The following is a 12,987-nucleotide window of genomic DNA, read 5'->3' as shown; positions in this document are numbered from 1 at the left end:
GGGCGTCCGGCGTAAGGAGGCACTTCCATGTCCGTAGGGCACAGCGCGGTAACCACTCCCCGTCCGGTCGTCTGGTGCGAGGACGACGTGGACTGCGGGATCCGCGACCTGCTGACCCGGCTCGGCGACAAGTGGTCCGTCCTCGCCGTGGTCGAACTCGCCGGGGGCGTACGGCGGTTCCGCGAGCTGCAGCGCGCCCTGCCGGGGATCTCGCAGCGGATGCTGACCCTGACGGTGCGCCGGCTGGAACGCGACGGGCTGGTCACCCGGACCGTCCACCCGACCGTCCCGCCGCAGGTGGAGTACGAGCTGACGGAGCTCGGCCACAGCCTGACCCACCTGGTGCGGGCGATGGCGGACTGGTCCTACGCCCACCACGACGCCATGCTCGCCTCGCGGCAGCGGTGGGACGAGGCCAACCCAGACTCGGAGATCCGCTGAGGGGTCCGCTGAGGGATCCGCCGTCGGCTACCGCTCGTACGTCAGCTCCGGGAAGCGGTCCGAGGGGCCGTCCAGCAGGTGGTCGTCGTGGCCGCGCAGCCAGCGGTCGAGGAAGGACGCCACGCAGGAGCGGGTGGCGAGCTCGGCACGGTCGGGGCGGACGTCGCCGACGTCCGCGGCCAGCACCTCCGGGGTGACGGCGCCCTGACGGGCGAGCAGCGGGAGCAGGGACTGCGCGTCGGTGTAGGAGCCGTGCCGGGAGCCCTCCAGGGTGAGGTCAGCGTGCCAGCCGGTGCTGTGCTGCCACAGGGCGTTCCAGCCGGGCTGCCGGTGGTAGCTGCCGGAGTCGGACTCCCGGGTGCCCATCAGCAGGAACGGGCGGTCCAGGCCGTCCTCGACGAAGTCGGGCAGGAAGACGCCGGTGCGGCCGTCGGGGCCGGGGAAGTGCAGCTGGCCGTCCAGGTTGACCGCGGCGGCGATCCGCGGGTCGTCGTGCATGGCCTGGAGGGCGGTGAAGCCACCCGCCGAGTGTCCGACCATGCCGATCCGGTCCAGGTCCAGCGAGGCGCCGACGCCGGCCGGCAGGCCCGGGGCGCGGCGCAGCCCGGAGAGTTCGTCCAGCACGAAGCGGGTGTCCGCCACCCGGGCGGCCAGGGACTTGCGCAGCACGGCGCCGACGTCCAGGCCGGGCTGCTGGAGCATGGCGGGGAACACCGAGGTGGCCAGCTCCCCGTCGGGGAAGGCGACTTCGGAGGCCTCGTAGGTGTGGTCGACGGTGACGACCACGTAGCCGCGCGAGGCGAGGTCCTCCACCAGGGCCGTCCCCCAGGTGCGCGGGTCGCCCAGCCCGGGTGAGTACAGCACCACCGGGCGGGGGCCGCCGGGCCGGGCCGGGGCGTCCCGGCGGGCGTGGGTGAGGATCCCCGACCAGTCCGTACTGCCGGGCCGCACGTGGTAGTTGAGGTCACCGACGCCGCTGTCACCGCCGAAGTGCGCCCCGGCCGCGGGCTCCATGTAGCGGGCCCGCTCCCCGCCGGTGGCCGGGCGGGCGGTCGGGTACCAGAGGCTGACCATCACCTCACGTGCCCGGCCCGGCTTCCAGGGGTCCTCCCGTCCGGCGTCGGTCAGCCGCAGCGCGGTCGTCCCGATCGGGTACGGCCCGGTCGGCCGCGGCAGCCAGGCCGTGGCCTGCCGCCCGGCCCCGCCGTCCACCGCCGGCGCCGCCACCGCGCCCACCGCGCCCGGCGCACCCGTCACCCCGAGCGTCGCCGACGCCGCCAACAGCACCGCCGCCACGGCCCGTCCCCGCCTGCCCATACCAGCCTCCTCGTCCGGTTCGGTCACGGAGCAGACGCTACGGGCGGGGCCCGCCGGAGCCGTCGTACCGGGGAGCCAAGTCCCCCCGACTACTCCGGTATGACACCCTTACGGGCCAGGCGGGTACGCCCCGGGCCAGGCGGGTACGCCCCGGGCCAGGCGGGTACGCCCCGGGCCAGGCGGGTACGCCCCGGGCCAGGCGGGTACGCCCCGGGCCAGGCGGGCCCGGGGCCCTGCCGGTCCGCCGTCCGCCCGACCGCTGCGGGTCCGTCATACTGGACCTGACCAGGGCGTTCGCGGCCGGGCGGAGCAGGTTCTGCGCCGCCGGACCGGCCCCGGCGCACGGGTGGGTGAGTGGTCCTCGGGAGGGAAGCAGCTGTGGCGGATTCCGGCACGCCCGAAGCCGGGTGCCCGCTGATCGGGCGCGACCGCGACCTGCGGCTGCTCCGCGAGCGGCTGCGCCTGGGCAGCGGCGGCGGCGCGCTGCTGCTCTCCGGGGAGGCCGGGGTCGGCAAGAGCGCCGTGCTGGACGCGCTGGCCGCCGCCGCGCCCGCCGACGGCGCCCGGGTGCTCCGGGCCTCCGGCGTCGAGTTCGAGGCCCACTGCGGCTACTCGGTCCTCAACCAGCTGTTCTTCCCGCACCTCGCCGCCCTGGAGCGGCTCGACACCCCGCTGCGCGCAGCCCTGCGGGTGGCGCTCGGATTCGACACCGGTCCGGCCCCGGAGCACCTGCTGGTGTCCAACGCGGTGCTGCGGCTCCTCCAGGCCGTGGCCGACGGGCGGCCGCTGCTCCTGCTCGTCGACGACCTGCACTGGGTCGACCCGGCCAGCACCGCGGTGTTCGGCTCGGTCGCCCGCCGGGCCCCCGGCCTGGACATCGCCTTCCTGGCCGCGGCCCGCCCCGGCGAGCTCGGCCCCCGGGACGCCGACACCCTGCCCGCCCACGACCTGCCGCCGCTGGCCGAGGAGGCCGCCGGCCGGCTGCTCGGCAGCCGCTTCCCCGACCTCTCCCGCAGCGCGCACCGCAGGGTGCTGGCCGAGGCGGGCGGCAACCCGCTGGCCCTGCTGGAACTGCCGACCGCCCTGCCCCCGGACCCGGTGGACTGCCCGGCCGTACCGCCCGTCCCCGTGACGCCGCTCGCCGTCTCCTCCCTCGGCAACCGGCTGGAGCGGCTGTTCGGCGCCCGGGTGGCCGGCCTGCCCGCCCCCTCCCGCCGACTGCTGCTGCTCGCCGCGCTGGAGGGCACCGGCGACCTCGGCGTCCTGCGGGCCGCCGCCCGCCGGGCCGCCGAGGAGCACGGCCCGGGCTCCGGCCCGGGCCGGAGCCCGGAACACCGACCGGAACACGGCCCGGACGACGGCCAGGACCCGGAGCACCGCCGGGACGACCTCGCGCCGCTGGAGCAGGAGCGGCTGGTGCACGTCGAGGAGGGCGGCCGCCAGCTGGCCTTCCGCCACCCGCTGATCCGCTCCGCCGTGGTCGGGCAGGCCCCGAGCAGCGCCCGGCGCGCCGCCCACGCGGCCCTGGCCGCCGCCCTGGCCGGCCGGCCCGAGCGCCGGGCCTGGCACCTGGGCGAGGCCACCCTCGAACCGGACGAGGAGGTCGCCGCGCTCCTCGCCCACGCCGCCGGGCTCAGCCTGCGCCGCGGCGACGCCTCCGGCGCCATGCGCACCCTGGTCCGCTCGGCCGAGCTCACCCCCGACGGACCGCAGCGCGGCCGCCGCCTCGCCGAGGCCGCCTACCTCGGGGCCGAGTCCACCGGCGCCCTCACCAGCGCCCGTCGGCTCCTCGACCACGCCCGGCAGGCCGCCCCGGTCGGCGACGGCTCGCTGCACTCCGCCACCGCCGCCGCCCTGCTGCTCCTCAACGGCGACGGCGACGTGCCCGCGGCGCACCGCCTGCTCACCTCCGCCATCGAGTCCGCGGCCGCCGCCCACGGCCACCGGGCCGAGGACAAGGCACTGGTCGACGCCCTGCACGTCCTGGCGGTGCTCTGCTTCTTCGGCGCCGACGAGGCCCTGTGGCAGTCCTACTACCGGGCCGTGGAGCGCCTCACCCCCGGCCCGCCGGCCTTCCTGGCCGTCCTCGGCCGCACCTTCTCCGACCCCGCCCGCACCGGCGCAGCCGCACACGGCCCGCTCGACGCGCTCACCCTCGCCCTGGCCGCTGCCCCGGCCGGCGAGGCCGACCCGGTCCTCACCACCCGGGTCGGCACCGGGGCGCTCTACCTCGACCGGCTCGGCGAGGTCCGTACCCCCGCCTGGCAGGTGGTCCGCGCCGGGCGCGAGGGCGGCCCGGCCCGGCGCTACATCTCCGCCCTCATCCACCTCTGCCTGGACGACTACCTCACCGGCGCCTGGGACGAGGCGCTCGACCTCGCCCGGGAGGGCCTCGGCGCCTGCCGCGAGCACGGGTACGACGCCTTCGCCTGGTACTTCCAGTACATCGAGGCGATCGTCCTGGGCGCCCGCGGCCACACCGCGGAGAGCCTCGCCACGGCCGGCACCGTGATCGACTGGGCCACCCGCCACCGCGCGCCCTGCGCCGCCCACTACGCCCACCACGCCGCCGCCGTGGCGGCCCTCGGCGACGGGGACCACGCGCTCGCCCACCGGCACGCCGTCGCGGTCAGCCCGGCCGGCACCCTCGCCTCGCACGCCCCGCACGCCCTCTGGGTGGCCGCCCACCTGGTCGAGGCCGCCGTCCGCGGCGACCGCCGCGAGGAGGCCGCCGCCCACGTCCGCGCGATGCGCGAGAACGGCATCGCCGCCGTCTCCTCCCGGCACGCCCTGCTGGTCGAGGCCTCCGCCGCGCTGTGCGCCGAGGACGACGAGGAGGCACTGCGGCTGTTCGCCCTCGCGCTGGACACCCCCGGCGCCGAGCGCTGGCGCTTCGACCACGCCCGGGTCCGACTGGCCCAGGGCGAACGGCTGCGCCGGACGGGGGCGTCCGCCGGGGCCCGGGCACCGCTGCGCGCCGCCCTCGCGAGCTTCGAGGCCCTGGGCGCCACCCCGTGGGCGGACCGCGCCAGGGCCGAACTGCGCGCGGCGGACCGGCCCGACCAGCTGACCATCTGACCGCCTGACCACGGGCCGACCGCGCCCGCCGCGCCTGCCGCCTGCCGGGACCGTCCCCCGGCAGGCGAGGTGCTCAGCGGTACTGCTTGAGTTCCCGCCGGGCCAGGGAGCGCTTGTGCACCTCGTCCGGCCCGTCCGCGAGGCGCAGGGTGCGGTTGCCGGCCCAGAGTTGGGCGAGCGGCGTGTCCTGGCTGACGCCCGCGGCGCCGTGGGCCTGGACGGCCTTGTCGAGGATCCACTCGACCGTGCGCGGGGTGGCGATCTTGATGGCCTGGATCTCGGTGTGCGCGCCGCGGTTGCCGACGGTGTCCATCAGCCAGGCCGTCTTGAGCACCAGTAGCCGCAACTGCTCGATCCGGACCCGGGATTCGGCGATCCAGTCCTGCACCACGCCCTGCTCGGCGAGCGGCCGGCCGAAGGCCACCCGCTCGCTCGCCCGGCGGCACATCAGCTCCAGCGCGCGCTCGGCGATGCCGATGGCCCGCATGCAGTGGTGGATCCGGCCCGGGCCGAGCCGGGCCTGGGCGATGGCGAAGCCGCTGCCCTCCTCGTCGATCAGGTTCTCGACGGGCACCCGGACGTCCTCGAACAGCACCTCGGCGTGGCCGCCGTGGTCGGCGTCGTCGTAGCCGAAGACCGTCATGCCGCGCTTGACGGTGAGGCCCGGGGTGTCGCGCGGCACCAGCACCATGCTCTGCTGGCGGTGCGGGGCGGCGTCCGGGTTGGTCTTGCCCATCACGATGAACAGCTTGCAGTCCGGGTTCATCGCGCCGGTGATGTACCACTTGCGACCGTTGATCACGTAGTGGTCGCCGTCGCGCTCGATCCGGGTGGCGATGTTGGTGGCGTCCGAGGAGGCCACCTCGGGCTCGGTCATCGCGAACGCGGAGCGGATCGCGCCGTCCAGCAGCGGCCGCAGCCAGCGCTCCTGCTGCTCGGCGCTGCCGAACTGGGCGAGGAGTTCCATGTTGCCGGTGTCGGGGGCCGCACAGTTGAGGGCCGGCGGGGCCAGCTGGATGCTGCGGCCGGTGATCTCGGCGAGCGGGGCGTACTGGAGATTGGTGAGACCGGCGCCGTGCTCGCCGGGGATGAACAGGTTCCACAACCCTTGTTTGCGGGCCTCCGTCTGGAGGTCGGCGACGACGGGCGGGACGCTCCAGGGAGTGCGGTCCGGGTCGGCGAGCTGCTGGGCGAGGGTGCTCTCGGCCGGGTACACGTGCTCGGCCAGGAAAGCGAGGAGTTGCTCGCGGAGTACGTTCGTCCGGGCGTCGTAGGCGAAGTCCATGGCTGTCAGCTCTCCTTGAGGGTGGTCAGTCCGTGCCGGGCGCGGATCGGGGCCATCTCGCCCGCGCGCTCGAAACCTGCGCCCAGGGTGCGGCCCTGCTGGAAGCGGTAGTGGATGCCCTCGGCGATGACGGCCAGCTTGAAGGAGGCGAAGGCCACGTACCAGTCCAGATCGGTGGCCTGACGGCCGGTCAACTCGGCGTAGTAAGAGACGATTTCCTCGGCCTTGGGGAAGCCGGGGGCGGTCATGGCGTCGGGGATGATGCCGCCGCCGATGCCGGCGATCTCGGTGTACATCACGAGGAGGCCGATGTCGGTGAGCGGGTCGCCGAGAGTCGACATCTCCCAGTCGAGGACGGCGGTGATGGCGTCGGCGTCGTCGACCAGGACGTTGTCGAGCCGGTAGTCGCCGTGCACCAGTGCGGGCGCGGGCGAGACGGGGCGCCGTTCGGCGAGCAGGGCGTGCAGCCGGTCGAGGTCGGGGAGGTCGCGGGAGCGGGACTTCTCCAACTGGGTCGACCAGCGGCGCAGTTGGCGCTCCAGGTAGCCCTCGGGCCGGCCGAAGTCGTCGAGGCCGACGTCGGCGGGATCGATCCGGTGCAGGGCGGCGAGGGTCTCGACCAGGCGGCGGCCGAGGGCGGAGACACGGTCCTCGCCGAGGGCGGCGAGGGCCTTGCGGGAGCGGTGCGCGACACCGTCGACGTGCTCCATGAGGTACCAGGGGGCGCCGAGCACGTCGGTGCCGTGGTCGATCAGCAGCATGCGGGGGACGGGGACATCGGTGTCCCGGAGGGCGGACATCACCCGGTGCTCACGGCCCATGTCGTGCGCGGTGGCGAGGACGTGCCCGAGCGGGGGGCGCCGGAGGACCCAGCGGCCGGTGCCGTCCGTGAGCACGTAGGTGAGGTTCGAGCGGCCCCCCTCGACCAGCTCGGCCCGCAACGGCCCCCGGACGAGGCCGGGCAGTTCCCCGTCCAGATGGGTGCGCAGCCGTACCAGATCCAGACCGGGCAGGTCAGCGGGGCTCTCGACCATCGGGCGACTCCAGGGTGGATGGGGGATCATTGACTAAGCGCTTGCTTAGCATTCAGTCGGAAGATGCCCCCTGTCAATGCCGTGAGCCCCCGGACCGAGGTCCGGGGGCTCACGAGAGGGAGAGACGAGGAGGTCAGACCTCGCCGAACTCGCCGGCAACGGTTGCGGCGATGAAGGACGCCCACGCGGAGGAGGGAAAGGCCAGGACGGGCCCCTCCGGATCCTTCGAGTCACGGACAGGCATCACACCGCAGAGGCCACGAGCCACCTCGACACAGTTCCCACCCTGCTGGCTAAAGCTCGACTTCACCCATCGGGCGGCAGTCAAGTTGATGTCGGACATTCGATCCCCTTCCGAGCAGCGCGCATCCATTCGAGAGTCGCCGTCTCGGCCAGCGCTCCCACCTGGAGCCGATCGTAGTGTTGCTTCCAGGTGGCAAGCCTTTCAATATCGCGTTCGAGATGGCTCCGCCCCTCGGACTCCGAGTACCCCAAGAAAGACTCGTCCGACAGTGTGAGCAGCACCATCGGCAAGGCGAAGGGCCTCTCCTCTCCCAGCGAGAACGGCGCAACTTGAAGGATGATGTTCTTCACGACATACAGCGCCTCCAGGAAAGCAAGTTGTGCTCGCATCACCTCCCGACCTCCGATGGGACGGCGCAGGCAGCTCTCATCAAGAACCGCATGGACGAGCGGAGGCTTCTTCCTGCGAACCAGCTCCTGCCTGGCAAGCAGATAGGCCACTCGCTCGTCCGCTTGCCTCTGGGTGATCGTGCCCCTTCGAACATCGCCGGCAGCAAGTGCCTTCGCGTAGGCCTCCGTCTGGAACAGCCCCGGGACGATGCCCGCCTCATAGATCCTTATCTCCGTGGCGCCCTGCTCTTGGATGGCGAACTCGGGGAATCCCTCGAGCAAAGCCGAGTGCTTGACCTGGAGCCACATGAGCAGGAGCGTTCCACCGGTCTCCAGGACCCGGTCCGCGTCACGAGCGAACTTCTCGCTCGGCGGGGTCCGTCCAGGCGGGGCAAGTTCGGCATAGGAGACGTAAGAGGGGTCGACACCCACAAGCCTCGCCAGCTTGGCCTGTGTCAGGTTGGCCGCTCGACGCGACCTGCGAAGCTGCACGCCGAACGGCGCCCACGGGCCTGATGTTGGATCAAGTTCCTTGAGATTCATGATGCATCACCAACTTGCCGTGTACCCACTTCAAGATTCAGGTCGACTTCTGATGGTAGGCGCCAACACGGCACTATGGCTACACCAAGTGATCCACCCATCGCGGTGCGCAACCACGGAGCCAGCTATGCCCCCCAACACCACCTGCATCCCCGCGCGCAACTTCCAGGTCGTCACCTACCTCGCCAAGGCCAACTCCCTCTTCCCCGAACAGGAGTTGCGCCGGTGCGAGAACTACGCCCGCGCGTTCAACTGGGGGATCTCCCTCATCGTCGTGGACGACGAGGCCAACGTCCGTGCGCCCGAGTTCCGTCCGATGCTCCAGGCCGCCTTCCGGCAGGTCCTCGACCGGCAGGCGGGGGCGATCCTCGTCCCCAGCAAAGCCACCATCTCGCCCATCGACGGGGAGTTCAACGAGTTCGCCCAGCGCGTCGAGAAGGCCGCCGGCTTCATCCAGGTGGCGACCGGCCGATGAGCGAGCGCTACGCCATCCTCCCCGCCGACTCCCCGCGCGGCACCCACTACCAGGCCTGGGTCATCCGGGACCGCGCGACCACCGAGTGCGTCAAGGCCCTCCCCCCGGCCGACGAGCCGCTCCGCTTCTACTCGTACGCGCAGGCGCAGGCCTGGGTCCGGACCAACACTCCCACCACCTTGGAGGTCCGCCTGATCGACTCCTCCAGCCCCCACTTCCTCCAGCTCGATTCCTGGGGCCTCTGGAACCGCGCCCGACACGAGTACCTCCGCATCCCCGGCTCCTCCGCCCGCATCCGGCGCTTCTACAGCCCAGAGGACGCCGAAGCCTTCCGACGCACCATCGGCTGATCGGCCGACAGTGAGGGTGAGCCGGCCCCGATCGTGGGCACCCACAACTGCGGGTGCCCACATCGACGACCGTCTCGCCCAGCCGGAAGGACCAGTCATGGTGTCCAGGTTCACCACAGCCATCGCCGTCGCCCTCCTCTCCACCGCAACCCTCGCCCCGACCGCAACCGCCACAACCCCACCCACCACCAGCACCGCCGCCCAGCTCAGCACCTACTGGACCCCCGCCCGGATGGCCGCCGCGCTCCCCCTCGACACCAAGGCCGCCCGGCCCACCGCCGACGGCCCCCGCCCCGGCGAGTACATCCCCCCGAGCCGCAGCTTCGACGGCATCCCCCAGGCCGGTGCCTTCTTCTGGACCGACGCCACCGGCACCGGCCGCACCTGCAGCGGCTCCGTCGTCCACAGCCCCGGCCGCGACCTGGCCCTGAGCGCGGGCCACTGCCTCAAGGGCTACGCGGGCGACTCCCCCGCGCGGCACCTGGCGTTCGTCCCGCAGTACCACGACGGGCTCACGCCCCTGGGCGTCTTCCCGGTCCGGGCGAACGGCGTCCACGTCGCACAGGAGTACTACGACCGGGGCGAACACGCGGGCGCCGCCTACGACTTCGGCTTCGCCGTCACCGAGCCCAACCAGGCGGGTGACGCACTGGAGGACGTCGCGGACTCGGTGCAGTTGCTCACCGGCACCGGGTACGCCCACGCCCCGGTCCGGATGATCGGCTACCCGGGCGGCGCCCCGAAACCCGTGGAGTGCCTCAGCCGGACCACCCGTTGGGCCAGCGACGACCCCGCCGACCCGGGCACCTTCGAGCGCATCGCCTGCGACGGCTTCACCGGCGGCACCTCCGGCGGCCCCATGCTGATCCCCTGGTTCGGAGGCTGGGCCGTGATCGGCCTCATCGGCGGCTACCACACCGGCGGCAACACCCCCCAGATCTCCTACAGCGCCCCCTTCGGCCCGGCCGTCCGGGCCCTGTACGAGGCCACCATCAGCGGCGCCCCACCGGCCGGCCCGGCGTCCTGAGCCGAGCCAGGCGCCCGACGGAGCCTCAGTCCGACCACCCGTCCGAAAGTTGTACGACCACCCGTGCAACGTTTCCGACGGCTCAGGTCATCGATCTAGGGAGAACCCTGTGTGATCGAAACTGTCGCCGAAGGAAAGGGAATCCGTGCGGACTGCTCGCGGTGCGGTCGTCCTGTTGGCCGTGGGGGTCGTCGCGTCCCTCACGCTCACCACGGGGGACTCCTTCTCCGAGAGCAGACCCAACGCCGCCGCCCCCGATCCCGACCCGACGGCCCCGGAGGCGAGCCCCGCCGAGGCCCCGGCGCCTCCGCCCACCCCGACGCCGACGCCCACCTGGGACGGCCAGGTGCACGTGCTCGGGGACGGCTCCACCTCCTACACCGGCCCACAGCCCAAGCAGCCGAAACCGGAGAAGCTGAAACCGGGTGAGAAGCCGCCGCAGTTCGTCGTCTTCTCCTGGGACGGCGCCCTGGAGGGCGACGACCGCCTGTTCTCCCGCTTCCGCAAGCTGGGCGCGGACAACAACGCCCAGATGACGTACTTCCTGAGCGGCCTCTACACCCTGCCCAAGTCCAAGAAGTCGCTCTACCACCCGCCCCAGCACGACCCGGGCGCCGCCTCGATCGACTACGCGACCGACGCCCACATCAAGGACACCCTGGAGCAGCTGCGCCTCGCCTGGCTGGACGGCAACGAGATCGGCACCCACTTCAACGGGCACTTCTGCGGCTCCAAGGGCGGCGACGACTGGAGCACCGAGGAGTGGAAGAGCGAGCTCGACCAGGCCGTCTCCTTCGTCACCAACTGGAAGACCAACACCGGCCTCAAGAACATGCCGCCGCTGCCCTTCGACTACACCAAGGAGCTGGTCGGCGGCCGCGCCCCCTGCCTCCAGGGGCAGAAGAACCTCCTCCCGGCCGAGAAGGCCGCCGGCTTCCGCTACGACGCCAGCTCTCCGGGCGAGTTCCAGGTCTGGCCGGTCAAGAAGGGCGGTATCTGGAACTTCCCGCTCCAGATGCTGCCCTTCCCGGCCAAGTCCTCCCAGGGCCTGTCGATGGACTACAACTTCCTGGCCGGCCAGTCCGGGGACACCACCAAGGGCGACCCGAAGAAGTACGCCGACTGGGAGAAGGAGGCCCGGGACAGCTACCTGGCCGGCTTCAACCGGGTCTACAACGGCAGCCGGGCCCCGCTGTTCGTCGGCAACCACTTCGAGGACTGGAACGGCGGCATCTACATGGACGCCGTCGAGGACGTGGTGAAGAACGTCTGCCACCAGGACGGCGTCCGCTGCGTCTCCTTCCGCCAGGTCGCCGACTGGCTGGACGCCCAGGACCCGAAGGTCCTCGACAGGCTCCGCCAACTCGACCCCGGCCAACCGGGCGACTGGTCCCGCCTGGTGAAGTGACCGACGCTCAGCCCGTACGGCGTGCCAGGGCCAGCAGGCTCAGCCCGAACATCAGCACCCCCAGCGGGAGATGGACCGCCGGGACGTGCGCGATGCCGCGCCGACCTGCACCGAGGCGAGCGCCAGGAAGCCGGACGCCTCCCCCACCGGTCGCACCGGCCCGCCGCCCGGCTTCCAGGCCAGCACCGCCGCGAGCAGGTAGAGCATCGACGCCCCGTACATCACCCGGGCGCCGACGCCGTGCAGCGTCTCCCCGTAGGAGGTGGTCAGCAGCAGTCCGGCGGAGACGGCCTGGAGCAGGATGGTCAGGGTCTGCAGGGCGATCGCGGCGCGCAGGAGCGGGAATCGGTGCGCCGCGGTGGTCGTCGGGGTGGCCATGTCGTGGTCCTCTTCTCCGCCCGGGGGCAGTGGCTCGGTAGGGTCTCACCGATCCGACGACGCGGGCCCACGAAAGGTAAGGCGAGCGCATGACGGCAGCGGGGGCGGACACCGACGCGACCTTCGGCGAGCGGCACCGACTGATCAACGTCGCCTACCGGTTGCTCGGCTCGCTGACCGAGGCCGAGGACGCCGTGCAGGAGGCGTACGCGCGCTGGTACGCCCTGCCGCCCGGTCGGCGGCGGGAGGTACGGGCCCCCGGCGCCTGGCTGACCACCGTCACCGGCCGGATCTGCCTGGACCTCCTGGGCTCGGCCCGGGCCCGGCGGGAGCGCTACGTCGGCGCCTGGCTGCCCGAACCGCTGCCGGGACCGCTGTCGGCAGGGCTGCCGGCCGGGCTGTCGGGACCGCTGTCGGACCGGGCCGGGAGCGCCGATCTCGCCGACCAGATCGTCCTGGACGAGTCGGTGGCGATGGCCTTCCTGGTCGTCCTGGAGTCGATGACCCCGGCCGAGCGGGTGGCCTTCGTCCTGCACGACGTCTTCCGCTACTCCTTCGCCGAGATCGCCGCCGTCCTCGACCGCACCCCGGCGGCCTGCAAGCAGCTGGCCTCCTCCGCCCGCCGCCGGGTCGGCGCCGCCCCGGCCCCGGTGACGCCGACGGCGCGGGCCGACACCGTACGGCGGGTCAAGGAGGCCTGGCAGAGCCGGGACATCGCGGCCCTGGTCGCCGTCCTGGACCCGGCCGCCGTGATGACCGCCGACGGCGGCGGCCTGGTCGGCACCGTGCTGCGCCCGGTGGCGGGCGGCGCGCTGATCGCCCAGTACATGCTGGCCGTCGCCGACCGGGCTCCGGGCATGGAACTGCTGGAGTGCCCGGTCAACGGCGCGGCGGGGCGGCGGGGCCCGCGCGCCGGCGGCGGGGGGTCGGGGGGCGCGGTGGGCGGCGGGGGCGGCCCGGGGACCCGGGGCTGGGGGGGGCGCCCCCCCCCGGAACACCCCCCCAGGGGCCCCGGAAA

Annotated in this window: 12 protein-coding genes and 1 pseudogene; 7 read left to right on the top strand and 6 right to left on the bottom strand. The window is 73.2% G+C overall.

Features of this window, described 5'->3' with window-relative positions:
- The first annotated feature begins 27 nt into the window (after window positions 1-27).
- Window positions 28-441 (top strand): winged helix-turn-helix transcriptional regulator, encoded by a 414-nt coding sequence (locus ACFV8H_RS26905; RefSeq protein ID WP_380404693.1) that lies wholly within the window; start codon window positions 28-30, stop codon window positions 439-441.
- Between the two features lie 27 nt (window positions 442-468).
- Here the strand turns inward: ACFV8H_RS26905 and ACFV8H_RS26900 are convergent, their stop codons facing one another.
- Window positions 469-1,785: an alpha/beta hydrolase family protein gene (locus ACFV8H_RS26900; protein ID WP_380404690.1), complete on the bottom strand. Its 1,317-nt coding sequence runs from the start codon at window positions 1,783-1,785 to the stop codon at window positions 469-471.
- A gap of 351 nt (window positions 1,786-2,136) precedes the next feature.
- Between ACFV8H_RS26900 and ACFV8H_RS26895 the strand changes: the two genes are divergently transcribed.
- Window positions 2,137-4,836, top strand: coding sequence for an AAA family ATPase (locus ACFV8H_RS26895; protein ID WP_380404688.1), 2,700 nt, complete (start codon window positions 2,137-2,139; stop codon window positions 4,834-4,836).
- 73 nt (window positions 4,837-4,909) lie between these two features.
- Here the strand turns inward: ACFV8H_RS26895 and ACFV8H_RS26890 are convergent, their stop codons facing one another.
- From ACFV8H_RS26890 to ACFV8H_RS26875, 4 genes are all read right to left on the bottom strand, one after another.
- Window positions 4,910-6,121 (bottom strand): acyl-CoA dehydrogenase family protein, encoded by a 1,212-nt coding sequence (locus tag ACFV8H_RS26890; RefSeq protein ID WP_380404685.1) that lies wholly within the window; start codon window positions 6,119-6,121, stop codon window positions 4,910-4,912.
- Window positions 6,122-6,126: 5 nt separating this feature from the next.
- Entirely contained in the window at window positions 6,127-7,155 is a 1,029-nt protein-coding gene (locus ACFV8H_RS26885) for a phosphotransferase family protein (protein WP_380404682.1), read from the bottom strand.
- A gap of 133 nt (window positions 7,156-7,288) precedes the next feature.
- Window positions 7,289-7,498, bottom strand: coding sequence for a DUF397 domain-containing protein (locus ACFV8H_RS26880; protein WP_380404679.1), 210 nt, complete (start codon window positions 7,496-7,498; stop codon window positions 7,289-7,291).
- Window positions 7,480-8,331, bottom strand: coding sequence for a Scr1 family TA system antitoxin-like transcriptional regulator (locus ACFV8H_RS26875; protein ID WP_380404676.1), 852 nt, complete (start codon window positions 8,329-8,331; stop codon window positions 7,480-7,482). Before ACFV8H_RS26875 ends, ACFV8H_RS26880 begins: the two co-directional genes overlap by 19 nt.
- A 127-nt stretch (window positions 8,332-8,458) precedes the next feature.
- Between ACFV8H_RS26875 and ACFV8H_RS26870 the strand changes: the two genes are divergently transcribed.
- From ACFV8H_RS26870 to ACFV8H_RS26855, 4 genes are all read left to right on the top strand, one after another.
- Window positions 8,459-8,806 (top strand): hypothetical protein, encoded by a 348-nt coding sequence (locus ACFV8H_RS26870; protein WP_380404673.1) that lies wholly within the window; start codon window positions 8,459-8,461, stop codon window positions 8,804-8,806.
- Window positions 8,803-9,156 (top strand): hypothetical protein, encoded by a 354-nt coding sequence (locus ACFV8H_RS26865; RefSeq protein WP_380404671.1) that lies wholly within the window; start codon window positions 8,803-8,805, stop codon window positions 9,154-9,156. Before ACFV8H_RS26870 ends, ACFV8H_RS26865 begins: the two co-directional genes overlap by 4 nt.
- A 97-nt stretch (window positions 9,157-9,253) precedes the next feature.
- Window positions 9,254-10,183, top strand: a complete 930-nt coding sequence (locus ACFV8H_RS26860; protein ID WP_380404668.1) for a trypsin-like serine peptidase — start codon at window positions 9,254-9,256, stop codon at window positions 10,181-10,183.
- A 145-nt stretch (window positions 10,184-10,328) separates the two neighbouring features.
- Window positions 10,329-11,591, top strand: a complete 1,263-nt coding sequence (locus tag ACFV8H_RS26855) for a hypothetical protein (RefSeq protein ID WP_380404665.1) — start codon at window positions 10,329-10,331, stop codon at window positions 11,589-11,591.
- A 7-nt stretch (window positions 11,592-11,598) separates the two neighbouring features.
- Here ACFV8H_RS26855 and ACFV8H_RS26850 read toward each other — a convergent pair.
- Window positions 11,599-11,969: pseudogene (locus tag ACFV8H_RS26850) on the bottom strand (hypothetical protein).
- A gap of 89 nt (window positions 11,970-12,058) precedes the next feature.
- Between ACFV8H_RS26850 and ACFV8H_RS26845 the strand changes: the two are divergent.
- Window positions 12,059-12,987 (top strand): sigma-70 family RNA polymerase sigma factor (locus ACFV8H_RS26845; RefSeq protein ID WP_380404662.1); only part of this gene is annotated, 929 nt, incomplete at its 3' end.

It is taken from the genome of Kitasatospora sp. NPDC059827, from assembly GCF_042731675.1.
Lineage (GTDB): Bacteria > Actinomycetota > Actinomycetes > Streptomycetales > Streptomycetaceae > Kitasatospora.
The sequence above is the reverse complement of the archived record's forward strand: the minus strand, read 5'-3'. Positions and strand labels throughout refer to the sequence as shown.

Excerpts from the sequence above, each read along its gene's own strand:
- ACFV8H_RS26905 (WP_380404693.1), top strand. The coding sequence starts at position 28 with ATGTCCGTAGGGCACAGCGCGGTAACCACTCCCCGTCCGGTCGTCTGG.
- ACFV8H_RS26890 (WP_380404685.1), bottom strand. The coding sequence starts at position 6,121 with ATGGACTTCGCCTACGACGCCCGGACGAACGTACTCCGCGAGCAACTC.
- ACFV8H_RS26885 (WP_380404682.1), bottom strand. The coding sequence starts at position 7,155 with ATGGTCGAGAGCCCCGCTGACCTGCCCGGTCTGGATCTGGTACGGCTG.
- ACFV8H_RS26880 (WP_380404679.1), bottom strand. The coding sequence starts at position 7,498 with ATGTCCGACATCAACTTGACTGCCGCCCGATGGGTGAAGTCGAGCTTT.
- ACFV8H_RS26875 (WP_380404676.1), bottom strand. The coding sequence starts at position 8,331 with ATGAATCTCAAGGAACTTGATCCAACATCAGGCCCGTGGGCGCCGTTC.
- ACFV8H_RS26870 (WP_380404673.1), top strand. The coding sequence starts at position 8,459 with ATGCCCCCCAACACCACCTGCATCCCCGCGCGCAACTTCCAGGTCGTC.
- ACFV8H_RS26865 (WP_380404671.1), top strand. The coding sequence starts at position 8,803 with ATGAGCGAGCGCTACGCCATCCTCCCCGCCGACTCCCCGCGCGGCACC.
- ACFV8H_RS26860 (WP_380404668.1), top strand. The coding sequence starts at position 9,254 with ATGGTGTCCAGGTTCACCACAGCCATCGCCGTCGCCCTCCTCTCCACC.